The following is a 25,694-nucleotide window of genomic DNA, read 5'->3' on the forward strand; positions in this document are numbered from 1 at the left end:
CGTTTGTAAATATCGTTTCGATTAGGAAAGAGGGCCTTTACCTAACAGCAACAATAAAGCCTCGATGCATGCCGCGGTGGGCTGCGTGAGAATTTTGTTCAGGTTCTTCATTTGCGACGGCTTCAGCTTCTCAAGCATCGGGCCGATTTCCTTCGCTTCCTTCTCAAGCTGCATAAGTAACAGTTGCAAAGATGTCAGCTTATCTGTCACTATTTCATCTTGGCTAACCTTATTCCATTGCAGCAGACTAGCCTTGATTTCCTCTAAGGTATACTTCTCCCTCTTCATACTTTCAATACGTTTCAGACGCGCTAAGGTTTCATCGCTGTAGTAACGATAATTCGTATCGGATCTTTTCTCCGGTTGAATCAGCCCGAGCTTCGTATAGTAATCGATCGTTCTGGGGCTGACCTCCGATAAACGCGCCAACTCGCCGATTTTGTAAAGCTTCATCTCCCCATCGCATGTCACCTCATTTTATATAGATACTGGAATAGGTGCTCTTCTATTCATGATACTGAATCCAAACCATACAGTCAAACGTTACGCTTTAACCGCTGGAATAAGCGGCTCCGATTGCCTGAAGTTTATCGAAGTTCGAATATACGCGTTATTTTATATGACGTAAGCGATAGGGGATACAGCGAAAAAAGGTATAAAAAGCCGTATTATCCAAGGGTGATGTTAGATTATATTTCGTAATTTATGTTTTGTGACTGAAAATTCTATTGTCAAAACGGTATATCGTGTATATAATGACATTATAAATTTCAGAAAATGTTATAAAAACTAACATTAAAGAAGGAAGTGGTCGTTTTGTTTAAAAGGTTATTCTTATCCGTGGTAATTATGTCAGCTTTGTTGCCTGCAAGCCTCGCATTCGCTGCGGACGAAGCGACACCCGCCCAGCTCCAAGGTGCAATCGATGCGGTATGGGTTATGCTGGCGGCGATTCTGGTCATCTTCATGCAAGCGGGCTTTGCGCTGCTGGAAGCAGGTTCCACCCGGATGAAAAACGCCGGCCACGTCGCAGGCAAAACCGTATTGACTTTCGGCCTTTGCGCGATCGCCTTCTGGGCCGTCGGCTTCGGCTTGGCTTTCGGAGACGGCAACAGCTTCTTCGGGACGACCGGCTTCTTCGTTGACGGGACGGAGGAACAAGCCAAAGCGGCCTTCGGTTCCCTATCCGCGTCGGACGTACCGATCGCCATCAAGTTCCTGTTCCAACTGGCGTTCGCCGGGGTATCGCTTGCGATTGCCTGGGGCGGTTTTGCCGAGCGCGGCAAGCTGGCGGTCTACTTCATCTTCGGCACGCTGTTCACGGTCGTTATCTATCCAATCGTAGCTCACTGGGTATGGGGCGGCGGTTGGCTCGCGCAAATAGGTATGCAAGATTTTGCCGGCTCCACGGTCGTTCACTTGCAGGGCGCAACGGCTGCGCTTGTCGCAACGCTGCTGCTTAAGCCGCGGATCGGCAAGTATAATAAGGATAAAACGCCGAATTTGATTCCCGGGCACAACCAAGTTCTCTCGGTTCTCGGCGTAATCATTCTCTGGATCGGCTGGTTCGGCTTCAACCCGGGCTCGACGCTGAGCGCGATGAACGACGGCTTCTTCGGCTACATCGCCTTGACGACGAATCTTGCGGCAGCGGCAGGTGCGGTAGCGGCTATGATCGTGTCCTGGATGTATTTCGGCAAGGCCGATATTCCGAGCATGCTGAACGGCGTGTTGGCCGCCCTAGTGGCGATTACCGCAGCTTGCGCTTTCGTTACTCCGCGCGACGCTGTCATTATCGGGGCGATCTCCGGTATCCTGACCTTCTTCACGGCGCAATGGTTTGAAAGGGCGGGCGTCGACGACCCGATCTACGCCTTCTCCGTTCATGGGATCGCGGGCATTTGGGGTACGTTGTCGACCGGACTTTTTGCAACGCCGGAGCTGGCCGCAAAAGTTGGCGTGGGGAAAGCCGGTTTGTTCTACGGCGGCGGCTTGGAGCAGCTTGGCGTGCAAGCGCTTGGCATTTTCGGCGCCTTCCTGTTCGTCCTGATTCTGTCGTTCGTTATTTTGTACCTGATCAAGGTTACGATCGGCCTTCGGGTAACGGAAGAAGAAGAAATCGTCGGTCTGGATTTATCCGAGCACGGGACTTACGGGTATCCTGAGCAAATGAAGAAGGCGGCGCATGGCAGCGCAGCTACCACGGTATAGAGTAGAAAAGCTGAAGGGGATGTCGTCATGGACTGTCTCGCACTTGAAAGGTTTCGAGAGGAAACGTCCCGGGTCCGGAGCTTGCATAAGCTGAGGGCGCTTCGGGATCAAGTTAACGAGGAGTTCGGGCGCCGTCTCCTTTTTGCCGATGCGCTGGAATGGAACCGGGAGCTCAACGAATGCCACGATGCGTTAATCCGCCGCGTCATTGCGCTGTCCGAGGAGCGTCTGAAGGAAGAACGGGGGGAAGACGCACCGCTTCCCTATGCGTTCTTGCTGTTCGGCAGCGGAGGGCGGGGGGAGCAGACGTTGTGGAGCGATCAAGACAACGGCTTGATCTACGCGGACCCTTCATCGGCCGATGAGCGCATGCAAGCGGATTGTTACTTCGCTCAACTGGCGGCACGTATTACGGAAGGCTTGGAAGCGGTCGGGTACCCGCCTTGCCACGGGCAAGTCATCTGCACCAACGAGCAATGGCGCAAGCCGCTGCAGGATTACCGTCGGATGGTAAATGATTGGATCCAGGAGCCGGACTGGGAGCATGTGAGATATTTGCTAATTACAGTCGATGCACGTACGGTGTACGGGGATGAGGCGCTAGGTCGCGCACTTATCGAGGAAATCTACCGGTATACCGCGGCCGCTCCGGCCATGCTGGAGCATATGCTGCGCAATACGCTGCATCATAAAGTATCGATCGGCGTGTTCGGACAATTGATCAGGGAGCGGTACGGGGAAGATGCCGGCGGAGTCGATGTGAAGTACGGCGCATACATCCCGATTGTCAACGGAATCCGCTTGTTGGTGGTAGAAGCGGGGATCCGCCGTTCATCAACCGAAGAGCGAATAAAGTCATTGATCGCAGGCGGGCACATTTCGGAAGAGATCGGCCATGATTGGCTGGAGGCTCTGACGCTGGCATTGAAGCTGCGGTCGATGACTCCTTTTCAGATCGAGGAAGACCGATATGTGACCCGCGGCAAGCTGGCCGCAGACCAGTTGACGAAAGAACGGGTGACGGAGCTGAAGCAATGTCTTCGCATCGGAACGGACTTGCAGAAGTACGTCAAGAAAAGCATTTCTAAGGAGACAAATAAAGGTTAGGTGATCGGCTTATGAAGGATATGCGGCCGGCCGGCCGGATGTGGCATCTGTATAAAATGGGCGGGCTCACTCCGGCGATCACGTCGATGTTCGATGCGCAAAGCGCGCAGCAGATGGCCTTTATCCGCTCCATCATGAAGGAACAGCGCAAAAACTCGTTGTATGAAATTTCTCTAAGCACGGTGGAACTGGTCGTTTTCGATTTGGAAACGACCGGTTTTTCGCCGTACAACGGGGATGAAATTATTTCATTCGGGGCCGTATCCGTCACGGGGACTGAAATAAAGGAAGAGAGCACCTACTACAGCCTGGTCAATCCGAAGAAAAGCATCCCCGGGGAGATCGAAAAGCTGACGGGGATTACGAGCGAGATGGTAGCGGATGCGCCGGACTTGCTGCATGCGCTGCGCGGATTTTTGGAATTCGTCCGGCAGAAGGTGCTGGTCGCTCACGGTTCCGGTCACGACAAGCATTTTTTAAATGCGGCGCTCTGGCGGACGTCCAAAGTCAACCTGAACCACCGTCTGCTCGATACGATGATGATTGCCAAATGGCTTCATCCGAAGCTGAAAAGATACGATTTGGACACGCTGCTCGACCTGTACGGCATCGAAGTGACGAAGCGCCATCACGCGCTGGAGGATGCGCGGATGACCGCTCGGTTATGGACCGGGCTCATGCGTGAAATCAAGTCGAAGGACGTGCAGACGTTAGGGGAGTTGTATGCGCATTTGAGCCATCATTAAAGCATTTCAATCCATAACGATTTCATACAAAATCGCCTCAAGCCTGGAATGCTCCTGCTGCCTTTTCCGAAAGGCAAAGGCATTGACCTCGGGTAAAGCCGGATTGCGCAGCGAAACAATCCAGTGACTAGGCGTTGTGTGCCAAAAAGTCGCTAGGTCTTGATCCGACGGATAAGGAGCGGTTCGGGGATGGGAATGAACTATCCCTATCAGTTCTTGCTTTCCGCCGGCAGCGTATAGGGCCCGGACAAGCTCCTGGGGGTGCAGCTCGAAGTTGTGCAGCGGATTTGCCGAGGCGTTGGCGACCGGCACATAGGTTAAGGCTGCAGGAATGCCTTCTGTAGACCCAAAAAGAAGGCCGCATGCTTCGTGCGGCATCGATTCAATGCAGTGGCCGATCATTTCGGACCATGCTTGTCGGTCAATTCGAATCTGCAAACGATTCATCGGAAGAGGCGCCTTTCGTTATCTTTTGCGCCATTATACTACATTTGCCCGTTTTCCCGCTCGCTGGAAAATTTATGAATATATATAGTACCAAGTAATAGAACTTTGTTATAATAAATGATGGATACTTGGAACTGAAAGGAGAATAGTGTGGATAAATTTGAAGAGAATTTAATTAAAACCAGAGAGCAGTTGTTAAATGAGATTTCTTCTCTAAGTTTTGATGAATTCAATCGACGATTTGAGATGAATAAATGGAGTATAGCTCAGGTTTGTCATCATTTGGTTATTTCGGAAAGTTTGATGGCAAAAGCAATTATGTTTGGGCTTGATCAAAAGAACCAAAAGAATCCAACCAAAACAGAACACATACCGATTCGCTTTGTATCAGACAGGTCCAATAAGATTCAAGCGCCTAAGATTACAGAACCAAGTTCCGAACCTTTTCAAGTTCTGCAAATCGTTCAACTATTAAGCGACTCAAGAAATAAATTGATGGATGTTTTTAGCAAGATAGATGACAAGTCCATTTTGAAGGCAATAGTAGTAAATCATTCCGTTTTTGGTGACTTGCCATTAGATCAATGGGTTGAACTATTGTATTTACACGAGCAACGGCATATAGAGCAAATTAAAGATCTGAAAGCGCTGTGTTAAGGGAACGATGGTTGAGACAATTTTAAACAACTTTATTTCTAACCCGGTCTGTAACTCAGACCGGGCTTACTGCATTACCCTCCGATCTTCCCTTGCGGTTTGACGAAGAAAAAGGCAAGGATTAACGTCAGAAACGACAAAGACGTAACGGTAACGAATACAGTTTGATGCGACTTGTCCATCATCCAGCCGAACAGCGGAGGGCCGAAGGCGACGCCCAGAAAACGCAGGCTGCTGTATAACGACGTGATCATGCCCCGCTGTTCCCGTTCGACGGAGCCGGTAATCATCGTGTTTAAGCAGGGCAGAAGCATGCCGGTCCCAATACTGCTCAGAGTCAGCAGGCCGATAAATACATAAATGCTTTTGTTGTAGAACAAAATGCATAAACCGAGCGACACCGTCATGAGAACAAGGCCGATATTGATGAGCCAGCGCATCAGGGTGCCGTTTTTTTTGATGAGCGAGCCGGTCGTATAGGAAGTGACCACCATGCCGAGGAGCGGAATGGCGAGGACGAGCCCTTTCATCACCCCGTCGATATGATAAGGGGCGACCTCCAGAATATCCGATAAATAAAATAGGACGCCGAACAAGACGAACAACGCCATGGAGCCCGCAAAAAACGACGTGATCAGCCAGCGCCCCTTCTGCTTCAAAATGGCGCCGATATTCCGCAGGTACTCGCCGAGCTTGGGCGGGGCTTGCTCCTTTTTAGGCTCCTTCAACAGAAACATGACGGCCAGCAACGATAACAGACAAAAGAACGGAAAAGCGAAAAAAGCGGCATACCAGACGATTAGCGCAAGCAGAGAGCCGAGAATCGGACTGACCACTTTGCCGGTACCGTTCGAAGCTTCCGTCAACCCCAGAGCTTTGCTCTCCATCCCTTCTTTGTACAGATCCCCGGCCAGCGCCATGGCAATAGGAGCGGTCCCCGCTGCGCCCATCCCTTGAACCGCCCGTGCAATGATGATCACGGTATAAGAATTCCAAAGGGCGCCTAAGCCCGCCAAAATTCCTGCCCCTCCATAAATGATCAACGAAGGAATCATAATCGCTTTGCGGGAAAAACGGTCTGACAAGTACCCGGCGATCGGGATCACGAGGCCTGCGGTGACGGAAAACAACGTGATCACCAAGCTGCTCTGGAATTGGGAAATACCGAGGCGCTCCTGCATATCGGGCAAAATGGGAACAAGCATCGAATTGCCGAGTACCAGTACCAGCGGTACGCTGGCGATAGCGATAAACTCCCAGACGACCCCTTTTCCGCCCTTGTCTGCTGCTCTCGGGCTGTCGCTGCCGGTGGCTTGCTTATCTTTTGAGGCCGAGTCATCGATATCGCTTTCGAACGTGATCCGCAGCTTTTTCGTTTTTGCTTTCTCCATACGATATTCAACCTCCGCTAATAACCAAATCGTAAAGTTAATGTGCCCTTCCATGGAAGGCGCCATGCTTCCCGGCTTTATCCAGCGGAGCGTGATCGGCTAGTAACGTTTTCCGGCAAATGGGGAATACTGTAACCGTAAGCAAGCCGGAGTATAGACAGGAGAGAGACGATGAAGCGAAACTTGCTGATATTCGGATTTGCATTGGCTTTGGCGGGGCTGGCTGTATTTCAGAATGACCGGATCGAGCGGAAGACATCGGTCTCGGCCGCGGGCCGGCCGGAATTAAAAGTGGAATCGCCGGTGCCTGCGTTTACTCTGAAGGGACTGGATGGGGGAGAATATCAGGTCGGCGGGGTCCGGGACAAGCCGCTGATGGTGAATTTCTGGGCTTCGTGGTGCGGACCGTGCCGAGAAGAAGCGCCTGCCTTAAAACAGGTATACGACCGATACAAAGGACAGTTCGATCTTTATGCGGTCAACGTGACCAGAGGGGATGAGCTGGAGGCGGTCCGGCGCTTCGTCAACCAGGCGCAATTTTCATTCCCGGTGCTATTGGATACGAGCGGAGAGGCGGCTGACGCTTACCGGCTGTTATTCGTCCCGACAAGCTTCCTGATTGACCGGCAAGGGCGCTTGAAGGAAGTTATTCATGTGCTGCCTCCTGACCAATTGGAGGACAAAATCAAACGGCTGATCGCAAGCTGAATTTGGCATCCGCACTGTTGGCATCCGTTACATCAAAACAAGCCGCAATGTCTCCGGCCGGAGGATTGCGGCTTGTTTGCCATCATTATTTTAGTGATTTACGAGCCCGAGGCGCTCCCGGTTTTCTTCCGGTTTGTCGGCCACCCGGGTCATGCCGAGCAGCGCATACCGGATACTGTCGACAAGGGCGTGCCAGCTCGCTTCGATAATATTTTCCGATACGCCGACGGTGCTCCACGTGCTGTTGAAATCGGTCGATTCGATCAGCACGCGAACTTTCGCTGCCGTGGTGTCCTTCTCGTCCAAGACGCGCACTTTGTAATCGGACAAATGCATGTTGTTGATATCCGGATAGTATTCGACCAGACATTTGCGCAAGGCATTGTCCAGCGCGTTTACGGGACCGTTGCCTTCGGCGGCGTTGTAGATCGTTTTGCCGTGTACGTTCACCTTGACGATCGCTTCGGAAAGCACCGGCTGATCGGCCGATTTGGCCACCATAATTTTAAACGAATCGAGCGTGAACACTTCCTCCAGCTTGCCGTAGGCGTCCCGGATCAGAAGCTCCAGCGTGGCGTCCGCACCTTCGAACTGATAGCCCTGATGCTCCATCTCTTTGATTTGTTCGATGAGCTGCTTGGTCTGCTGATTGTTCGTATCGAAGTCCAAGCCCAGCTCCTGAGTTTTGAAGACAAGGTTACTTTGTCCGGCAAGCTCCGAAACGAGCACGCGCTGCTTGTTGCCGACCAGCTCGGGCTTGATATGCTCGTACGTGCTGGAATCGCGCAAAATCGCCGAGACGTGAATTCCGCCTTTGTGCGCGAAGGCCGCAGAACCGACGTAAGGCTGGTTAACCGGCATATGCATGTTGGCGATTTCGCTGACATAGCGCGCCACGGTGGACAGGCTGGCCAATTGCTCCGCGCCGATCACATCGTACTTCAGCTTTAATTGCAAATTCGGAATGACCGATACGAGGTTGGCATTGCCGCACCGTTCTCCGTAGCCGTTGATCGTGCCCTGTACTTGCCGGGCTCCGGCCATGACGGCGGCCAGGCTGTTCGCTACGCCGAGCTCGCAATCGTTGTGTGCGTGAATGCCGATCGGACAGGATATCGAGGACGTTACTTTGGTCACGATGGCCGAAATTTCGTGAGGCAGCGTGCCTCCGTTCGTGTCGCACAGCGCAATCCAGTCGGCACCGGCTTCCTCGGCCTTCTTAATCGTCGCGAGAGCGTATTCCGGGTTGCTCTTGTAGCCGTCGAAGAAGTGCTCCGCATCGTAAATGACTTCCAGCCCGTTTTTCTTCAAAAAACGGACCGAATCGTAGATCATTGCCAGATTTTCTTCCAGCGTCGTCTGGATGGCCGTGTGCACTTGGAAATCCCACGATTTGCCAAAGATCGCTGCGGCCTGAACGCCGACTTCAAGAATCCGGTTCAGGTTAGGGTCGTTTTCCGCCAACGTCTCTTTGCGTCGCGTACTGCCGAAAGCCGTAATTTTCGCATGGGACAATTTCAATTCCTTCACACGCATGAAAAACTCAATATCCTTGTTATTGCTGCCGGGCCAACCGCCTTCAATATAAGAAACGCCCAGCGCGTCCAGCTTTTGGGCGATTTTGAGTTTGTCTTCGACGGAGAGGCTGACGCCTTCGCCCTGAGTACCGTCTCGAAGCGTAGTATCGAAAATTTTAACCGTGCCCGCCATAATGATCCTCCTGTTTCTTTTAACATTTTATTGCGCTAAAGTATAATTTATAATTATAGCACAATCTACCGGCCAAAGGGTATTGCCAATCCTAAAATAACGCTGGCTTGACCCCGATGCTGCGGGCGAATTATGCTGTAAGTAAGAGGACGGGAGGCGGATGCCATGGTTGAGACAAATGGGAGTGCCAACGGCTATCCCGTGAACGGCAGAGTGATTCTCCACATCGATATGAACGCGTTCTATTGCTCGGTGCATGAAGCGGTAGAACCCGAAAAATATAAAGACAAGCCCATTGCGGTAGCCGGAAGCGTAGAGCTGCGCAAGGGCATTATCGTGACTTGCTCCTATAAGGCGAGGGCGCGCGGAGTGAAGACGGGGATGCTGGTGCGGGAAGCCGACAAGCTTTGCCCCGGTTTAATTTTGATTCGCCCCGATTTTGACCTGTACAGGCAGTTTTCCAGACGGTTTATGAAGATTGCATACGAATATTCGCCGCTTGTCGAAGCGGTGTCGATAGACGAATGCTACGTCGATATTACCGGTTCCAAGATGTTCGGAACCCCGCTCGAAATCGCCGAAACGATTCAAAAGCGGATCCGCGATGAGCTTCTTCTGCCTTGTTCGATCGGCGTCGCCCCGAACAAGCTGCTGGCCAAAATGGCTTCGGATATGAAAAAGCCCAACGGCATCTCGGTGCTTCGCAAACGGGACGTGCCGTCCGTGCTGTGGCCGCATCCGTGCGCCAACTTGTTCGGCATCGGCAAGAAGACCGCCGAAAAGCTGAAGCGGCTGCAAATCCATACGCTCGGCCAGTTGGCCAATGCCGACGAGCGGCTGTTAAGCGACCGGTTCGGCGTGCTCGGTCCGGCTTTGAAGCGGGCCGCCAACGGCGAAGACAATTCGCCGGTTAATCCGGATAAAGAACAAAGCAAATCGATCGGTCATGCGACGACCTTGCCGGTGAATTATACGGACCGGGCCGACATCCACCGGGTATTTCTGAATTTGTCCGACCAAGTCGGGCGGCGGCTGCGCCGGCAGGGCTTGGTCGCGGAAACGGTACAGATCTCGATACGCGATCCCGATATGAAGACGATCACGCGTGCCTCGAAGCTGCCCGAGCCTTCGGAAAGCGCGGACGACTTCTACCGGGTAGCCTGCCAATTGTTCGACGCGCATTGGAAAGAAGGGCTCCCGGTGCGATTGCTCGGCGTGACGCTGCAGAATCTGACAGCCAAGCAAGAGCTTGCCGTACAGCTCGACTTGTTCAGTTATCAGAAGCAGCCAGAAAAGGAAAAGCTGAACCAGGCGATGGACGCGCTCCGCGACAAGTACGGCGAAGGCGTGATTTTGACTGCGGGGATGCTTGGCGACGATCCTTCCACGCTCATCCGCAACACCAAGAGGCGCGGCACGTCGCTGCAAATGGATCATCTCCGGTTAAAGGGATTGGAGGAGGACGAGTATTGACGACGATTATCGGATTCGCCGGTTATTCCGACAGCGGCAAAACGACGATGGTTTCGCTGCTGGTTCCATATTTTGAGGAACGGGGCATTAAGGTTGCGGTTATAAAACACGATGCGCACGGGCATTATAAGGAAGCTCCCGCAGCGGACTCCACTTTATTTATCCGATCCGGGGCATCGGCTTCCGTCGTTTTGTCTCCGGATGCCGTAAGAACATACGAACGCAAAACGGTCACGCTTCAGGATACGGTCGAACGGTTAAAAGGAAGCTACGGGCTGATTTTAATAGAAGGCTTCAAGCGGGAGTCGTACGATAAAATCGCCGTATTCCGGACGGAGGAGCAGGCGCGGATCGTACAACAACTCGCTGTGCCCCCGATTGCTTGCATAGCTCCGGATCGGAAGCTGGCAGAAGCCGCGGCGCCGGACATCCCTTTCTTCTCAATGGACGCCGTAGAGTCGATCGCCGAGTTCATTCGCTCCCGCATGAAGAATCCATAACGAAGCGGTATCATATCGTTCGCTACTTTCTATTTGAACTTTGTAAGCTTTTATATTATATTTTAGGATGTGGTTACACAATCAAGGGAGGAAGATTAGACATGGCAAAATACACTTGGGTGGATAAAGAAACCTGTATCGCTTGCGGTGCCTGTGGAGCGACGGCACCGGACATTTACGACTACGACGATGAGGGTCTTGCAGAAGTAATTTACGAAGCTGACGGCAACAAAGGCGTAACCGAAATTCCGGAAGATCTGTACGATGATCTGCAGGATGCTCAGGACGGCTGCCCTACAGATTCCATCAAAGTCGCAGACGCTCCTTTTAACTAATACTCCGAATGCCTATAGCTTCATAGCAAAGAGCCTGTTTCCCTAGCGGAGGCGGGCTCTTTTTATTATGGCATAAGTTTGAAATAGATAACTTCGGTTCGGAATTTTATGGTAAGATGAATAGCGGAAACTGCAAGAAAAACAGGGGGCCTTTTCATGAAAAAGGGATGGAGCAAGTCCGGCGTTATCGCAGCGGGCAATGGGGTTATCGTGCTGCTGTGCATCGTGCTTTTGACGACCGGGGCGCTTAAGGTATTATCCGACAGTTTATACGACTTTAACGTGGAGCAAACCATGACTCAGGCCCCGCACGAGGATATTGTCGTCATCGGCATCGACTCCGACTCCATTCGGGAAGTAGGGCCTTACCCGTGGGACCGCAAAGTATACGCAGAGCTGATCAAACAGCTTGAAAGCGCTGGCGTCAAAGCGATCGGTTTCGATATCGAGTTATACTCCGAAAGCGACAAGCCGGAAAGCGACCGCGCGCTGGCCGACGAATTGGCCAAACACAACAACATCGTCATTCCATCCCATGCGAACCTGGAAAATAAATTCGACCGTTCGATGAAGGTGAAGGCAGGGGAGCTGCTGACCGCCCGCTCGGTAACGGAACCGATCCTGGCCTTCCGGCAGTCGGTTGGAAAATCGCATATCAATGCGGCGTACGATAGCGATGGCGTCATTCGCTCCAACTGGATGCAGATCGATTCGCCTCAAGGGGTATATCCGTCGTTTGGGCTTGCGATGGCACAGCTTGCTGGAGTCGATGTAAGCCGGTATCTGAACTTGCCTTTATTGGACGGCCGTCCCAAGTCGGAAATGCTGATCCGCTGGGATGCGAAGGAATTTGATTTCGAAACGATTCCGTTCGCCAAGGTGCTGAAGGGCGGCGTGCCGCTTCAGACGTTCAAAGACCGGCTTGTGCTTGTCGGCTATACGGCTCCCGGCTCGGACGAGGGCGTTACCCCGGTGGAGAAACATATGCATCTGGTGTATGCGCATGCGAATATTTTAAATCAGATCTTAAAGCAGCAGGTCGTGCTGCCCGTAGACAAGCGGATTGATTTTGCGCTCACGCTTCTGGTCGTTCTGCTGCTCGGGTGGGTGACTTGGCGGCTGCGGGCAATTAGCGGAGCGGTTTTTACGCTGGCGGTCGTCGTGCTTCTGTTCGTCGGACAATACGAGTATTTCGCGGCCTACTCGCAGTATCTGGACATTGTCGATGCGGTGGCTTGCGGACTACTTTCTTATTTTGGAAATTTATCTATGAAAACCTATTTTGAGACGAAGCAAAAAAATTACATTACGAAGCAGTTCGGACGCTATATTTCTCCCGACCTCGTCAAAGAGATTGCGAGCAGCGAGCAGGAAATTCAGCTCGGGGGGATCAGCAAGGAACTAACCGTTATGTTCCTCGACGTCCGCGGGTTTACCCCGCTGTCCGAGAAGCTGAAGCCCGAAGAAGTGGTCGACTTCTTGAATATGATGTTTAACTTGATCACGGAGCGGGCCCTCGAAAACCGCGGCACGATTGACAAATTTATCGGAGATGCGGCGATGATCCTGTATAATGCTCCGCTGGACGTGCCCGATCATCCATATTATGCGGTCAAAACCGCCTATGAAATTCAGAAGGGGATGGAGAACGTGCGCGCCGAGGTGCTGGAGAAATACGGCGTCTCGATCAGCGTAGGCATCGGTATCAACACCGGCGATGTCGTGGTCGGCAATATCGGGTCTTATTTGCGGGTCGACTATACCGCGATTGGCGACAACGTGAATACGGCCGCCCGCATCGAGTCCAATACGCAGCCGAATCAGATCCTGGTGTCCGAAGCGACTTACGAGCTGACGAAGCATGCTTTCGATTATCAATTTGCCGGGGAGAAGTTAATGAAAGGCAAGAGCGTTCCGCTCAAGCTCTTTGAGGTGCTGGGAATGAAAGGCATCATTTGACGAAATTCGTTGAATAATGCCGTTTCTCACTTTACAATATGAATAGATTTTTGGATTCCGGAGAGGGGTTTTATTGTGGCGAACGCAGTGCGGATCAATAGACGGAAGCGGAAGCCGGCTTTGGCTTGGGTGCTTGTTTTCGCTATGCTGTTTCAAGGAGTGGCCGCTTTAGCTCTCGCAAGCCCGGCGAATGCGAAATCATCCCGGTCGGCGGCTGTCGTTGAAGTAAAGGGAGAAGCAACGTACAAGAAATCGGGCGGCTCGCGGTCCTACGCGGTATATCAGGACTTGAATTTGAATCAGGGCGATTCGATCGTGACCGGTCCGTCCTCCTCGGTCGTGCTGCGGGTCGTGGACCGCGAGGACGAGATTACGATCGGTGAAAATTCCGAAGTATACATATCCGACTTAGTTGAGAAAAACGGCGGCAAGAAAACCAAGGTGAAGTCCTGGGCAGGCAGTTTATGGGCGAAAGTCAAGTCGCTGGTCGGCTCGGAGGAGGAATTCGAGGTCGAGACGCCGACGGCGGTTATGGGCGTCAGGGGAACGAACTTTATGACGTCTGTCAATTGGAAGACGGGGGAAACGACCATGGCCGTTGCGGCGGGAATCGTTTCCGCTTCGGAAGCTGATTCCGCTGCGGATCGTAAGCAGACGGAACGCGTGTCTGTGTACCCGGCTCAGCAGGTGAGGCTCGATTCCTCCGGGCCGAATAACGATCCGAGGACCCGGGCGGAGTATGCGGACCCCAAAGCATTGGTCGACGTTCTGGATAAAAAAGTGCTTGAAAGCTTTATAAAGAATATTGGGGATATCCAAAAAGAACAAGATAAAATTAAAGAACAGCTTAAGGGAAATCTGGATAAAGGCGTGGGAAAACCGGACGGGCGTTCGATATTGAAAATCAGTACGGCGGCAGATCTGGAAGCTGTCACAACCAATTTCGACCGCTTTCTGTCCCTGTTGGCCAAATCAGCCGTAGACGCAGGAAAGCTGACTCAAAAAGCTGTGGACGACGCCAATGCGAGCATTGGCGACGCCTCGAGAAAGCTTGATATTAACAATCCTCCTGCCTTAGATAAAAATGCAGGCATCGATCCGGAAGTAGAGCAGTTAAAGCAACAGGCGGAGTCGAAAAATACCGCATATGAGCAGGAGCAAAGGGAGCTGCGCGATAATCAGGCAAAGCTTGCGGCTTTGCTGGATCGTATTGAAGCCGACAGGCAGCGAATACAGGATCAGAACCGGAAAGCCGTTGCGGAAGCGGATCAAAAGGCAACGGATCAATATACGAGTACGCTTAGTGCGGACGAAAAGAAAAAATTCGAGGAGAGTCAACGGAAAAACGCCAATCAGCCTGCGCCCGATTCGTCCTCCCGTCCGACTTCGCCTCCCGCCGATTCCGGGAGCGACAGCGGTTCGGGAGGCGGTTCCACGGACGATCGTCCTTCCGCTCCCGTGCTGATCAGCCCGACAGCGGAAGCGACGGTGCGGAATCCGGCGCAAATTAAATTGAAAGCCGCCGCCGGGACAACCGTCCGTGTGCTGAACGGCACGGAGGAAGTCGGACGCGCAGACGGACTGGGAGATAGCGAAGTCACCGTTACGCTTCGGGCGCTGCAGCCCGGAACTTATAATTTGACGGCGCAGGCTTTCCGCGAATCCGCAGCAAGCGTGCCGGTTTCGATTCCGCCGATTCATATTTTGGGAGTAGGTCTGGCGCAAGTCGGCGGCATCAAGGACGGGAAGATCAACCTGGCGTTGACGATGAAAGGTTTTACAGCTGCTACGCCGTTCTATTCCGTCGAAGCGCATCTGCTTTATGATAAGGCGTCACTGGACTACAGAGGTCCGGCAGACCTGACGTCCGTTCCGGGCACCGTATTCTATGGCTCTCAAACGGCAGAGACGCTTCGTCAAGTAAGCGACGTCTCCAAGAGCGAATTGATCTACGCGGCGACCGCCTTTGAAACGCAAGGCTCCGGCGCAATAAAGCCGATTCAATTAAGCGGTGATACCTTGCTCGTAAATGTACCATTATCGGTTGTCGATTCGGCCGCCGGTTCCGCCAAAGTTGATCTGGGCTATATCAAAATCATCGACAAACAAGGGAATACGGTATACGAAAGCAGAGACATTCAATCGATTAGCGTCGGCACGAAGTAAGGTACGGGGAAGGAGCAACCTATGAAGAAAGCAACGAAACGAATCGCCGTGTCGATTCTGATGTCCGCCATGATTGGCGCATCGAGCGCGCAAGCCGCCGCTTGGTCGAAGGACGCCCTGCTGGGCGAGAACGGTCAACCGCTAACGGAGATGACGACATTGGCCGGAAACGGCGGCTTGGGGAGCGCGGACGGAGCAGGCGCGTCCGCTTCCTTCCGGATGCCGAGAGGATTGGCCGTATTGAAGGACGGTACGGTGCTAATTTCGGATTCCCGCAACCAGCTAATCCGCAAATTATCGCAGGGGACGGTCAGCACCTTCGCCGGGGCAGCATATAAACAGGACGGCAAAGGCTTCCCTGTCGGCGCCCTGTTGGACGGGAAGAGCGATGCCTCGCTTTTCAACGAGCCTCAAGGACTTGCGGCCGACGCCAACGGCAACGTATACGTAGCCGATTCGGGAAACCATGCGATCCGTAAAATCGATACCGCCGGTCAGGTCAGCACCGTTGCCGGTAGCGGATTACTCGGAAGAAAGGACGGCAAAGGGAAGGATGCTTTGTTCTATCGTCCGACGGATGTGGCCGTCGCAGCCGACGGTACCTTGTACGTGGCGGACTCGCTCAATCATGCGATCCGAAGCATCTCGCCTTCGGGCGATGTCAAGACGCTGAACGCCTTGTCGTCCCGCGTCGTAGAATTGTTCCCCGGACAAGTATCGCCCGCGGGGGATTTTGCCGACGGGGATTTGAAAAGCGCCAAATTTAACGAGCCGACCGCTCTTGTGCTGGACGGCAAAGGAAATTTATTCGTAAGCGATTCCGGGAACCAGCGCATTCGATATATCGATTTGCAGCAGGGGAAGGTAACGACGCTGGCGGGCGGAGGTCAGGCAGCAACGAACAAAGAGCTGCATGTTCCGGGCGGTTTCGCCGATGGGAGCGCGTCGGATGCGAGATTTAACTTTCCGATGGGCCTTGCCTTGACGGAGGAAAGCGGACTTGTCATTGCTGACAGTCAGAACCATGCGATTCGTTACTTGCTGGACGGGCAAGTCAGCACCATTGCCGGGACATCCGGTCACAACACCGGAAGTGCCGACGGGATTGAAGGAAGCGCTGCGCTCCATCGTCCGATGGATGTCGGAGTTCGTGCCGACGGATCGATACTGGTGGCCGACGCCTACAACAACAAGCTTCGCGAAGTCCGTCCGTATCGGTTGCCGGACGGTTTTCCAAAGGATGGCGCCGTCAAAGTCGTCGTGGACCGGCAGAAGATCGCGTTCGAGGCCCAGCCGGAGATCGTCAACGGAAGAACGATGGTTCCGATCCGGGCAATTACGGAAGCGCTTGATTATAAAGTGACGTTCGACGATGCGGCACGGGCCGTGCAGCTCGCCAAGGGCGGCGAGACGATCGAGCTGTATATTGGAAAGACCGGGATCAAGCGGACGGTAGCCGGACAAGAAGCAACCGTCAAGCCGACGGATGTCGAGCCGTTTATTTCGCAAGACCTCACCTTCGTACCGGTACGTTTCTTTGCCGAAGAAATCGGAATGGACGTTCAGTGGGACGAAGCGACACGCACGGCGATCCTGCGCAGCAAAACGAAATCGTCAAAGTGATATGGAATCTCGACAAAATAAGACCTGTTCCGAGAAAAGCTCTTAGGGCTGAACTTCTCGGGATGGGTCTTTTCGATTAGGTTTACACCGGAAGAAAGGATGCGGGAAGCGAAGCAAGAGTATTAAGAAAAGCACTTCTCCCGCCGATATAGTTTGCAGGAAGGCGGAAAGAGAGGGGCGTCCCGTGAAACCGAAAGATTCGAAGGATTCGGAAGAACAGCTTCAGCTCTTTTTCAAACAGGATCCGTTTTATTTAAAAAAATACGTCAAAGAGCATCCGAACAATAAAATGGCGTGGTATTTGCTCGGACGCGACTATGAAGCGCAGGGGAAAAAGGGAAAAGCGCTGTACTGCTACGCGCAGGCCGGGGAAGTCTATGAAGCGTACGAGAATCAGAAAGTGGCTCTGCCTCCTGAAGAAATCGAACCGATCCATCGCTGGGGCACGGAACGTCAAAAAAACAGACGGAAGCGGCTCGCTCGCCTGATGGCCGTCGGTCTGCTCGCGTTTGCCGGTCTGTTGTTTGCCCCAGAGCTGGGGCGTATATTCGAGAAAACGGAAGAAAGCGCCCGCACTCCGGTCATCGTGCTGCCGGAAGGGATGACGTCCTCCGAGCTGCAGGAAACGAAAGTGTATTACCTGGCCGGTGAGAAGAGTCAAGCGAATGTCGGGGCGGCCCTGCAAGAGATGCTTCTGCGGGAAAGAATTAGCAGCTACGCCATTTTGGCCCGGGGGATTCCGCTCGCCGGGACCCCTTGGATCAGCTGGCTGAAGAAGCCGGAGACGCTGCTTTCCGTCGAAGCGAAAGCCAATGCGGCGCAGCAGCAGATCAATTATCATGACGCGGCCGCTTGCAGCTGCCAGCCAAGCGATACGCAGAAAGCGGATAGCATTGTGGCAGCTTGGATGACGAAGCAGGAACAGGATCTCGTGCTTCGCTCCGCCGTTGCGGCTTATATCCGGCGTACGGGGCAAGCGCCGGCGCAGGCTGCGCAGCTTACGGAAGCGTATCCGAACAACGTGCTGCCGGGGCTGACTCCCTACATGAAGGAAACGTTCGACCGGGACAAGGAGTCCTTGGCTGCGGAGCTGGGCACATGGCTCAAGCAAGCCGGGGCGCAGCCTGCGGCTTTCAACGGAACCCCCGTGCCGCCCAGAACGGGACAAAGTAGTTTGACCAAGCCGTTAACCGAACCGATGCGGATTATTATCGATAAGCAGGCTCACCGGCTGTCGGTCGTCAGCGGCAACATCGTCGTCCGCAATTATCCGGTAGGCTTAGGAGCGGACCGGACACCGGAGGGCAGCTTCGTCATCTCGGAAAAGGTGCGCAATCCGAACGGAAAGTCGAACGGGGAGTTCGGGAGCCGGGGGATGACGCTGTCCGATACGAACTATGCGATTCACGGAACGAACCGGCCGTCCAGTATCGGCAAGGACGAGTCGCTAGGCTGCATCCGCATGGCTAAGGAGGATGTGGAGGAGCTGTTCGATCTGGTGCCGCTCGGAACGAGCGTGACAATCGGCAAGGGCGCGTTGTCCAAGGAGGAATCACGCAGCCCCGCACCGTATGGGGTGACGCCGCAAAGTGTGGATACGAATCCGGGGAAGAAGTACAACTGGTTGAATTAGGGAGCTTGGTCGTCCAAGTCGGCTGTGGCTTTAGCATGAAAAGCATCACCTTGATAGTCGGTGGAGTATGCCCTTACGGCCGCTCTTGAAACTCGTGATATTCAGATTCCATTTTGCGGTATTATCACGAATTTCAAAGGCGGGCAGCGCAAGCGCTTCCTACAGGGCATGCTCCACCTGTTTACCGGTGACATTTTCAAAAGACCTCTGCCATAGCCTTTGTCAGAAGACCAAGCTCTTGTGCGGAAGGATAGAAAGCGCTAACAAACCTTAATGGTTGAAAACAAGCAGAACGATCATGCCGAGAATGACGACGCCGAAGATGGAGCCGGCCCACACGATCAGCTTCTTATTAGGCTCATCCTTTGTTTTCCGCTGCGCATAGGGGGATATTTTCTTTTTTTGCATAGACCTCAGCCCTGCCTTTTTGTTGGATTAAGCATATTTTAACATAATGTATTGTTTTAAGTTGTATGGATTTTGTGACTTGTCCCCTTTATTTTTGTTTCGTAAAGCGCTAAACTGTCAAAAGAGACTAACGAAGAGACACGTGCGGGGAGAGGACAGAAGCATGCTTTACAAAAAAATCGCAAAGCCGGTGCTGTTCGGGATGGACCCGGAGAAGGCGCATCATCTCATTATCGACGGATTGCATACGTTTGCCAAGCTGCCTGGCGGACGGAGGCTGCTTCGCGCGATGTGGGGCGTTCGGGCGTATCCGGAGCTGGAGAGCGAGCTATGGGGAATCCGTTTTCCGAATCCGGTTGGCTTGGCGGCAGGGTTGGACAAGAATGCGAAAGCGGTCCCCGGATTTTCGAATATCGGCTTCGGCTTCATGGAAGTCGGCACGGTGACGCCGAAGCCGCAAGCCGGCAATGAGCTGCCGCGGCTGTTCCGGCTCCCGGAGGACGAGGCGCTCATCAACCGGATGGGGTTCAACAATGTCGGAATCGAAGGCATGAAGCGAAACTTGCGCAATCAAGGCCAGCGCACGATTCCGCTTGCCATCAATATCGGAAAAAACAAAACGACGCCCAACGAGCAGGCGGAAGACGATTACCGCGCCTGCATTCAAGCGCTATATGGGTATGGAGACTTTTTCGTCGTCAATATCAGCTCGCCGAACACGCCGGATTTGCGCAATCTGCAGCATGGGGACGATCTGTCGCGTCTGCTTGCAGCCGTGAAGGACGAGATCCGCAAACAACATGCCCGCTTCGGCGGACGGGAGAAGCCGGTGCTCGTGAAAATTGCGCCTGATTTGGAGCCGCAGGAAATCGAGTATATGGTCGAAACGATTGTACGGAGCAATGTCTCCGGCATCATTGCGTCCAATACGACGATCGCCAGAGACGGTCTGCGCCATGCGAACCGGGGGGAAACGGGCGGATTAAGCGGCCGTCCGCTGACGGAGCGCTCCACCGAACTGATTCGAACCGTATACCGTTTAACGGACGGGAAGCTTCCGATTATCGGATCGGGAGGCATTTTTACGGCCGAGGACGCCTATGCGAAGATTCGGGCGGGAGCCAGTCTGGTCGAAGTATACACCGGCTTGATCTACGAAGGGCCGGACGTGCTGCGGCGCATTAATCGAGGACTTCGCACATTGCTTCGGCAGGATGGATTTACGCACATATCGGAGGCGATCGGATCGGGGCATTAAGGCAAGAAAGATTTGGAGGTCGACGGAATGGACGGACGCGATTGGAAAAAATTTCTTCTGCCTTACGAACAGGCGGTTGAGGAATTGAAAGTCAAATTCAAGACATTGCGCGCGGAGCTCAAAAGCCGGGATGAATATTCGCCTATCGAATTCGTAACCGGCCGGGTCAAAAGGACTTCCAGCATTTTGGAAAAAGCCAAACGGCTGAGCGTTCCGATGGATCAGCTCGAGACCGGGATCGAAGATATTGCGGGCATTCGGATCATGTGCCAATTCGTTGAGGATATCGAACGGTTGGCCGAATTGATCCGTGCCCGGGAAGATATGACGCTATTATATGAGAAAGATTATATTACTAATAAAAAGCCAAGCGGTTACCGCAGCTATCATATGATTGTGGAATACCGGGTCCAGACGGCGCTCGGCATGAAGCGCGTGCTGGCCGAGATTCAGCTGCGGACGCTGGCGATGAATTTCTGGGCGACGATTGAGCATTCGCTGAACTATAAATACCGGGAAAGCTTGCCGGAGGATGTTGTCGCACGGCTCAGCCGGGCGGCGGAAGCTGCTTACCAGCTCGATCAGGAGATGAGCAGCATCCGCGAAGAGATTGTTGAAGCACAGAAGCTGTTCGAGGACAAATCGAGCATCGTAGCCAAGGTGCTGAACGGCATTCAGGAGCTGTATTTTCATCTGCGGGTACGGGAAGCCGCGCAGTTTCAGATGCGCTTCAACGAGCTGTGGGATACGGACGATGTCTGGCTGCTGAAGAAGCTGTCGAATGAGGTGGATCAGGCGGTGAACCGGGCGAAGAAAAATTCCTTGGCCTAAAAATCCGGTGAAGCCGGGCCAGAGGCCTGTTATTCACCGGCCTCCGCTGGAGGCGACCGAAACGGAGGCGAGACGGTGACGAAGTCATACGATCGTTTATATGTAGAGTTCGTGTATTATTTCAACGTGGCGCGCGACTATTTCGAATGTCACGAAGTGATGGAGGAGCTTTGGCTCGAGGAAGGCAGACATCCGTTGTACCAAGGCCTGCTGCAGGTGGCAGTGGGCCTTTACCATTACCGGAACGGCAATACGAGCGGGTCGATCAAGCTGTTTACCGCAGCCTTGGACAAATTGGACAATTATCCGGAGGACGCGCTTGGGATCGACTTGGGCCGGCTTCGCGACGACAGCCGCCTGTACTTGAACAAGCTGGCCCGTGCGGAGGAGCAGCCGTTTGCTTTCTACGATCTGGACATCCGCATTTTGGATGCCGAGCTGGAAGCATTGGTTGAAGAGCTGAGGCTGCATCCGCCGGAGCCGCATGAAGAGGATTAGCCCGGAATTCGTCGGCGATGCCGGCGCTAGGACCGGCGCGAAACGAGTACGGCTTGCAGTCCGACCCCGCAAACGGTAAGCCACGCCGCCCCGGCGGCAAATCCGGCGACAACGTCGCTCGGATAATGAACCCCCAAGTAAATGCGGCTTACGCCGATCATGATGATCAGACAACCGGCCGTTACGGCGAGCAGCAGCTTCAGAACGGGAGACTTGACAAACATCAAGAAGAGCATGGCCAGCATGCCGTAGAAGACGATCGATGCCATGGAATGTCCGCTGGGGAAGCTGTAGCCCGACTCTTCGACGATCCGCCGCAGCATAGGCCGCTCCCGTTCGAAAATTTGCTTCAGCAGTTGGTTGAACAGCATGCCGCCGGTGACGGCTACCACGAAAAAAAGTGCTTCCCATTTCTTCTTTCGCCACACCATCAGAGATACGCTAACGGGCAGCAGCACGAACAACGTCTGAAACGCTCCGAATAGGGTAATCCCCTTCATCCATACGGTCAGCTTAGGACTGATATGCGATTGAATCCAATCGATGTAGGTCCGGTCAAAACGCTCCAGTTGATTTTCCTGTAAATCGTGTGCGAACTTAACAAAGATCAGAATCGACAGCAGCACGATGACGACTGCAGTCAAAATATATTTTCCGGTCAGCAATGCTTGATTGGGTTGCATAGGGGGCCCGTACAGCTCCTTTTGAAAAAAGATGAAATAAAAGAAACAGCGGACCGCAATCCGCTGCTTCGTCGTATCCTTGGGCGTCCACCGACAGCCGGCAGGATTATTTTTTATGCTTTTCGAAAAAGGCTTGGAACGCTTCGGCTTTTTGTTGGCCTACGAGACGCTCGACTTCTTTGCCGCCTTTGTAATAAACCAGGGTCGGGGATGCTTCTATGTTGTATTTTTGCCATCCGTTCTTGAACTCTTCAAGATTGAACTGCTTGACGTCAATGTTGAAATCCTTGGCGACCGGCATAAGCACAGGCGTTGTCACCTTGCAGTGCGGGCACGTCGAACCGAAATAATACAAGTAGAAGTCTTCCTGAGCTGCAATCTTCTTGTCGAGCGCGTCAGGCAAAATGATGTTTTGGTAGTTCGGATCGTCCAGAAGCGCCAGCGTGGCCGGATTCAGCTTGTCCGGCGCAATGCCGTATACGTTATTCGCGTACTTTCCGAATTTCGCCTGATTGGACTGTTGATTGACAAAATAAAGAGCTCCGAACAGAACGACGATAATGGCTAAAAAGATACCTAACTTTTTCATGATTCCCCTCTTCCTACCGAGATAAATGGTCGCTCTAAAAACATTCGTTACTTATGCAAAGTTTCCTCCTTCTATCATACAATAAAATTGAAGGAATTTCGACATTGGCGTGGAATACATGGGTAGACTAGGGACGTCCAAGAGAATGGCGGGGGAACGTTACACTATGAAACGCATCATCGAAGTTCTTGGCAAGCGGGAAAACGCCATATTTCTAGGAATGGGCGGCGTGCTGCTGCTAGGCGGATTGGTATGGGGCGCTACGTTCTGGAACGCCGGGGCCGTGGAGCCATCGGTTCCGCCAACTCAGACCGAATCGTCCGGGGAAAGGGCCAAAGTGATCTCCGATCCGGATGCTAATCGCGCTCAAGATTCTACGTCCGGGTTTCCGCCGCTGGAGGTCACGCGATCCAAAATAAACAAAGGATATATGGCAACGGTAAAACAAGGACGGGTGCTGGAGCAGGTTGCGGCACCGGACGGCGCCACGATGGTGTACTTGGTCCAGCGCACCAAAACAGGCGATAACGGAGGCAGCTCCCGGATCGATGCGCTGTGGATGGCCCCGCAAAGCGAGTCTGCCGAGAGCGCGCCGATTGCCCAGATCGCGGGGACGGACGAAGACACGATCCGGCGTGCAACCCGATTGTGCGGGTTTACGAATAAAGACGAGTTTGTATACACGACCGTTAAAAACGAGGGAAGCGAGCTCGTGTATTACGTCAACCGCTTCTCGATGAAGCAGCGTACGTCGACGCCGCTCTTGGAGCTGTACCGCCATGATTCGAACGGGCGGCCCGCCCCGGCGGTGCTCGAAGCCAAGCTTGCGCCGGATAAGCGGCATGTGCTGGTCCGCGACGAGCGAAGCGGGATCGCAAGCTACGATTTGAAGACCGGAGCGCAGACGCGGATCGTTCCCGGCTCCGAAGCCGTACGTGTTGGGGAAACCTTTCTGCTGGCGCCAGAAGCTGGCGTAGGGCTCTATGCCGCCGGGCGGTTTCAAAGCGACCTATGGTGGTTCGATTGGAATACCGGGGGAGCCAGGCAGCCATTTGTTGCCGAACCGGGAATGGTGGACGCGGGAATGGATGCGGGGCGGAAGCTGATTTATTATAATTGGACCTATGACCGAAAGACCGAGTTGGCGCCGGCAGGAGATAAACGAACGCTGCTTGCCTCGTCCGGCGTGCAGCTTGCCGATGTGAAAGCCAATCCGCTCAAGCGGTTCAGCCTGCCGAAAGACTCGAAGGAACATCTGGAATTCGGAGGCTACAACGAGGAGCGGAAAACGGTGCTGCTGCATCAATTTCAATTGGAGCGGACAGCCGCACCGAACGGAACCTCGGCTGTGATCAAGAAAACAACCGCGTGGCTGCTCGGGGATCTGAAGACAGGAACGATGCAGCCGCTCCAGCAGGTGGAGGTGCCGGACGGGTGGGAGCTGAAGGACATGGCGTTCGGCAGCGTCTTGACGGACGGCGGGAGCGATACTCCGGCGGAGCAAGTATTCGTCAATATGCAGGACCGGACATATTACAGGGCGAAGTGGAAGACGAAGCAGCCGATGGTGCTGCCGGAGGAGGACCTCGTCTTGTTCGCCGACGAGCCGAGCAAGCGGGTGTTCGTCAGTTCGCTCACGCGGCCGGATCTGGTCGTTGCGGCCCTGAATTATAAAAAGTACAATTGGGATAATCAAGAGTTCGCGTGGTTGAACGGGCATTGGATGTCACGATACCACAAGGCGGCGGAAGGCGATAAAATCTTTTTCTTCCAGATTAACTGAAACGAGTGACGACAATGACGGAGCCGATGCTGCCGGAAGCATTTAAACAAAAAATAGAGGGCTTGCTGGAGGCCGAATATTCGGCCTTTCTGGCGTCTTATGGGGAGGAGCGGCATTACGGCCTGCGGGTCAATATTCTCAAACTGTCCGTAGAGCAGTTTCGCGGCTTGACCCGCCTGGAGCTCGAACCGGTTCCATGGGCGGCAACCGGCTTTTACTACCGGGAAGGAGACGGGCGGCCGGGGAAGCATCCGCACTACCATGCGGGACTATATTACATTCAAGAGCCGAGCGCGATGGCTCCGGCGGAGCTGCTTGACGTCCGCCCCGGCGAAAGGGTGCTGGATTTATGCGCCGCGCCGGGCGGAAAAACGACACAGCTTGCGGCCAAGCTGCAAGGAACCGGGCTGATCGTGGCGAACGACGTGCATCCGGACCGGGTGAAGGCGCTTGTGAAAAATATTGAGCTGAGCGGCGTACGCAACTCCGTCGTGCTGAACGAGGATCCGGCGAAGCTGGAAGGAGCCTTTGCCGGCTACTTTGATAAGATTCTGATCGATGCGCCCTGTTCGGGCGAAGGCATGTTCCGCAAGGAAGAGGATATGGCCAAAGTCTGGCGGCCGGACTGGCCGGCGAAGTATGCCGAGATGCAGCGGACGCTGTTGAGGCAGGCGGCTCATATGCTGAAGCCGGGCGGCCTGATGGTCTACTCGACCTGTACGTTCTCGCCGGAGGAGAACGAGGCGATGATCGCCGCGTTTCTGGACGAGCATCCGGCGTTTGCGGTCGAGCCGGCCCCCGCCTTCGGCGGCTGGGCGCCCGGCCGGCCGGACTGGCTCGGCGGGCGCTACGCCCGCGGGGCCGAAACGGCCGGCGCCGCGCGCCTGTGGCCGCACCGGCTCGCGGGCGAGGGCCACTTCGCGGCCGCGCTGCGCCGCCGCGGCGAGCCCGCGCCTTTGGCGGCGGCGGGGCCTGCGC

General features: G+C 53.9%; 24 protein-coding genes. 17 read left to right on the forward strand and 7 right to left on the reverse strand.

The window, feature by feature from the left end:
* Positions 1–21 precede the first annotated feature (21 nt).
* Positions 22–453: a MerR family transcriptional regulator gene (locus QJ48_RS10600; RefSeq protein ID WP_054973586.1), complete on the reverse strand. Its 432-nt coding sequence runs from the start codon at positions 451–453 to the stop codon at positions 22–24.
* 363 nt (positions 454–816) lie between these two features.
* Between QJ48_RS10600 and QJ48_RS10605 the strand changes: the two genes are divergently transcribed.
* From QJ48_RS10605 to QJ48_RS10615, 3 genes are read left to right on the forward strand one after another with little or no spacing between them, the layout of a single operon-like run.
* Positions 817–2,211: an ammonium transporter gene (locus QJ48_RS10605; RefSeq protein WP_054973587.1), complete on the forward strand. Its 1,395-nt coding sequence runs from the start codon at positions 817–819 to the stop codon at positions 2,209–2,211.
* A gap of 27 nt (positions 2,212–2,238) precedes the next feature.
* Entirely contained in the window at positions 2,239–3,318 is a 1,080-nt protein-coding gene (locus QJ48_RS10610) for a DUF294 nucleotidyltransferase-like domain-containing protein (RefSeq protein WP_054973588.1), read from the forward strand.
* 11 nt (positions 3,319–3,329) lie between these two features.
* Positions 3,330–4,064 carry an exonuclease domain-containing protein gene (locus tag QJ48_RS10615; RefSeq protein WP_054973589.1) on the forward strand — a complete coding sequence of 245 codons (735 nt, stop codon included), beginning with the start codon at positions 3,330–3,332 and terminating at the stop codon, positions 4,062–4,064.
* A 6-nt stretch (positions 4,065–4,070) separates the two neighbouring features.
* On the opposite strand, the gene QJ48_RS10620 is transcribed toward QJ48_RS10615, so the two are convergent.
* Complete coding sequence (locus QJ48_RS10620; protein ID WP_054973590.1) at positions 4,071–4,511, reverse strand: M67 family metallopeptidase; 441 nt, start codon at positions 4,509–4,511, stop codon at positions 4,071–4,073.
* Between the two features lie 150 nt (positions 4,512–4,661).
* On the opposite strand from QJ48_RS10620, the gene QJ48_RS10625 reads away from it, so the two are divergent.
* Positions 4,662–5,168 (forward strand): DinB family protein, encoded by a 507-nt coding sequence (locus tag QJ48_RS10625; protein WP_054973591.1) that lies wholly within the window; start codon positions 4,662–4,664, stop codon positions 5,166–5,168.
* 74 nt (positions 5,169–5,242) lie between these two features.
* Here the strand turns inward: QJ48_RS10625 and QJ48_RS10630 are convergent, their stop codons facing one another.
* Positions 5,243–6,559: an MFS transporter gene (locus QJ48_RS10630; RefSeq protein WP_054973592.1), complete on the reverse strand. Its 1,317-nt coding sequence runs from the start codon at positions 6,557–6,559 to the stop codon at positions 5,243–5,245.
* Between the two features lie 171 nt (positions 6,560–6,730).
* Between QJ48_RS10630 and QJ48_RS10635 the strand changes: the two genes are divergently transcribed.
* Positions 6,731–7,267: a TlpA family protein disulfide reductase gene (locus QJ48_RS10635; protein ID WP_054973593.1), complete on the forward strand. Its 537-nt coding sequence runs from the start codon at positions 6,731–6,733 to the stop codon at positions 7,265–7,267.
* Positions 7,268–7,357: 90 nt separating this feature from the next.
* On the opposite strand, the gene cimA is transcribed toward QJ48_RS10635, so the two are convergent.
* Complete coding sequence (gene cimA / locus QJ48_RS10640) at positions 7,358–8,977, reverse strand: citramalate synthase (protein ID WP_054973594.1); 1,620 nt, start codon at positions 8,975–8,977, stop codon at positions 7,358–7,360.
* A 165-nt stretch (positions 8,978–9,142) separates the two neighbouring features.
* Between cimA and QJ48_RS10645 the strand changes: the two genes are divergently transcribed.
* The 7 genes from QJ48_RS10645 (at position 9,143) to QJ48_RS39160 (ending at position 18,666) form a co-directional block, all read left to right on the forward strand.
* Positions 9,143–10,450 carry a DNA polymerase IV gene (locus tag QJ48_RS10645; RefSeq protein ID WP_054973595.1) on the forward strand — a complete coding sequence of 436 codons (1,308 nt, stop codon included), beginning with the start codon at positions 9,143–9,145 and terminating at the stop codon, positions 10,448–10,450.
* On the forward strand, positions 10,447–10,950 hold the full coding sequence (gene mobB / locus QJ48_RS10650; RefSeq protein ID WP_082420455.1) for a molybdopterin-guanine dinucleotide biosynthesis protein B: 504 nt from the start codon (positions 10,447–10,449) through the stop codon (positions 10,948–10,950). Before QJ48_RS10645 ends, mobB begins: the two co-directional genes overlap by 4 nt.
* 101 nt (positions 10,951–11,051) lie before the next feature.
* Positions 11,052–11,285: a ferredoxin gene (locus QJ48_RS10655; RefSeq protein WP_010491381.1), complete on the forward strand. Its 234-nt coding sequence runs from the start codon at positions 11,052–11,054 to the stop codon at positions 11,283–11,285.
* 156 nt (positions 11,286–11,441) lie between these two features.
* A complete protein-coding gene (locus QJ48_RS10660; RefSeq protein WP_054973596.1) occupies positions 11,442–13,244 on the forward strand; it encodes a CHASE2 domain-containing protein in 1,803 nt (600 codons plus the stop codon).
* Positions 13,245–13,319: 75 nt separating this feature from the next.
* Entirely contained in the window at positions 13,320–15,410 is a 2,091-nt protein-coding gene (locus QJ48_RS10665; RefSeq protein ID WP_054973597.1) for a FecR domain-containing protein, read from the forward strand.
* Positions 15,411–15,431: 21 nt separating this feature from the next.
* On the forward strand, positions 15,432–17,033 hold the full coding sequence (locus QJ48_RS10670; protein WP_054973598.1) for a stalk domain-containing protein: 1,602 nt from the start codon (positions 15,432–15,434) through the stop codon (positions 17,031–17,033).
* Between the two features lie 184 nt (positions 17,034–17,217).
* Positions 17,218–18,666, forward strand: a complete 1,449-nt coding sequence (locus tag QJ48_RS39160; protein WP_054973599.1) for a L,D-transpeptidase — start codon at positions 17,218–17,220, stop codon at positions 18,664–18,666.
* Between the two features lie 270 nt (positions 18,667–18,936).
* Here QJ48_RS39160 and QJ48_RS38045 read toward each other — a convergent pair whose 3' ends face one another.
* Entirely contained in the window at positions 18,937–19,074 is a 138-nt protein-coding gene (locus QJ48_RS38045) for a hypothetical protein (RefSeq protein ID WP_193394420.1), read from the reverse strand.
* 163 nt (positions 19,075–19,237) lie between these two features.
* On the opposite strand from QJ48_RS38045, the gene QJ48_RS10680 reads away from it, so the two are divergent.
* From QJ48_RS10680 to QJ48_RS10690, 3 genes are all read left to right on the forward strand, one after another.
* Complete coding sequence (locus QJ48_RS10680) at positions 19,238–20,332, forward strand: quinone-dependent dihydroorotate dehydrogenase (RefSeq protein WP_054973600.1); 1,095 nt, start codon at positions 19,238–19,240, stop codon at positions 20,330–20,332.
* Between the two features lie 27 nt (positions 20,333–20,359).
* Positions 20,360–21,163, forward strand: coding sequence for a GTP pyrophosphokinase family protein (locus QJ48_RS10685; RefSeq protein WP_025851556.1), 804 nt, complete (start codon positions 20,360–20,362; stop codon positions 21,161–21,163).
* Between the two features lie 75 nt (positions 21,164–21,238).
* A complete protein-coding gene (locus QJ48_RS10690; RefSeq protein WP_054973601.1) occupies positions 21,239–21,661 on the forward strand; it encodes a DUF309 domain-containing protein in 423 nt (140 codons plus the stop codon).
* Between the two features lie 26 nt (positions 21,662–21,687).
* On the opposite strand, the gene QJ48_RS38650 is transcribed toward QJ48_RS10690, so the two are convergent.
* On the reverse strand, positions 21,688–22,344 hold the full coding sequence (locus tag QJ48_RS38650) for a phosphatase PAP2 family protein (protein WP_063858064.1): 657 nt from the start codon (positions 22,342–22,344) through the stop codon (positions 21,688–21,690).
* Between the two features lie 106 nt (positions 22,345–22,450).
* Complete coding sequence (locus QJ48_RS10700) at positions 22,451–22,933, reverse strand: thioredoxin family protein (RefSeq protein WP_054973602.1); 483 nt, start codon at positions 22,931–22,933, stop codon at positions 22,451–22,453.
* 166 nt (positions 22,934–23,099) lie between these two features.
* On the opposite strand from QJ48_RS10700, the gene QJ48_RS10705 reads away from it, so the two are divergent.
* Positions 23,100–24,716, forward strand: coding sequence for a hypothetical protein (locus QJ48_RS10705; protein ID WP_054973603.1), 1,617 nt, complete (start codon positions 23,100–23,102; stop codon positions 24,714–24,716).
* 14 nt (positions 24,717–24,730) lie between these two features.
* Positions 24,731–25,694 (forward strand): RsmB/NOP family class I SAM-dependent RNA methyltransferase (locus QJ48_RS10710; protein ID WP_157261586.1); only part of this gene is annotated, 964 nt, incomplete at its 3' end.

This window comes from Paenibacillus sp. A3 (assembly GCF_001399685.1).
Classification (GTDB): Bacteria; Bacillota; Bacilli; order Paenibacillales; family NBRC-103111; genus Paenibacillus_G.